The sequence below is a fragment of the Streptomyces sp. NPDC001606 genome (genome assembly GCF_053596835.1).
Genome location: NZ_JBSFHC010000053.1, coordinates 1 through 1,073, shown reverse-complemented (window position 1 = coordinate 1,073; position 1,073 = coordinate 1). Strand labels below are relative to the sequence as shown.

The 1,073-nt window shown below is 70.5% G+C and carries 1 protein-coding gene; it reads left to right on the top strand.

Translation table 11 applies throughout. The features are described 5' to 3' along the window. The first annotated feature begins 110 nt into the window (after positions 1 to 110). Entirely contained in the window at positions 111 to 1,073 is a 963-nt protein-coding gene (locus tag ACWCV9_RS37665) for an IS481 family transposase (protein ID WP_450793539.1), read from the top strand.

The window sequence follows — 1,073 nt, the reverse complement described above, 5'->3', positions numbered from 1 at the left end:
TGTGCTGTCCCGGGACGTTGGTGACACGCGTGCTGGGTTCTTGAACGGGTGAGGGCCTTCTGGGTTCGGTGTGGATTGCGACATCTACGACCGGTACTCAGGAGGCCCTCGTGTCCCACCGTAATGCCCCGCTGACGCCGACCGGCAGGCTGCGGCTTGCCCGGTGTGTCGTGGAGGACGGCTGGCCGCTGCGGCGGGCCGCGGAACGCTTCCAGGTCAGCCACACCACCGCCGCACGCTGGGCCGGCCGCTACCGGCAGTGGGGCGCCCAGGGCATGCAGGACCGCTCCAGCCGCCCGCACCACCAACCACGCCGCACCCCGCCCGAGATCGAGACTAAGGTCCTGCGGCTGCGCCGCGAACACCGGATCGGCCCGGTCCGGCTGGCCGCCCGCTGCAACATCGCCGCCTCCACCGCCCACCGCATCCTGGCCCGGCACGGCCTGCCCGCTCTGGCCACGTGCGACCGGGCCACCGGCGAGCCCGTCCGCCGCTACGAACGCGCACGCCCCGGCGAACTGGTCCACATCGACGTCAAGAAACTCGGCCGCATCCCCGACGGCGGCGGCCACAAGGTCCTGGGCCGCGCAGCCGGCCGGGCCAACCAGGACCGCCGCAACGGCACCGGATACGCCTACCTGCACACCGCCCTGGACGACCACTCCCGCCTGGCCTACACCGAAGACCTGCCCGACGAGAAGGCCGCGACCTGCGCCGGCTTCCTGCGACGGGCAACCGCCTGGTTCGCCGCCCAGGGCATCACCGTCGAACGGGTCCTGACCGACAACGCCTGGGCCTACACCAAGAACACCTGGCGCGACACCTGCGACGACCTGGGCATCAGCCCTCGCTGGACACGGCCCTGGCGGCCGCAGACCAACGGCAAGGTCGAACGTTTCCACCGCACCCTGCTCGACGAATGGGCCTACCACCAGCCCTACACCTCAGACGCCGAACGACAGGCCGCGTTTCCCCACTGGCTGGACTGGTACAACTACCACCGACCCCACACCGGAATCAGCGGCCAAACACCAGCCAGCCGCGTCACCAACCTGTCCGAACAGCACACCTAG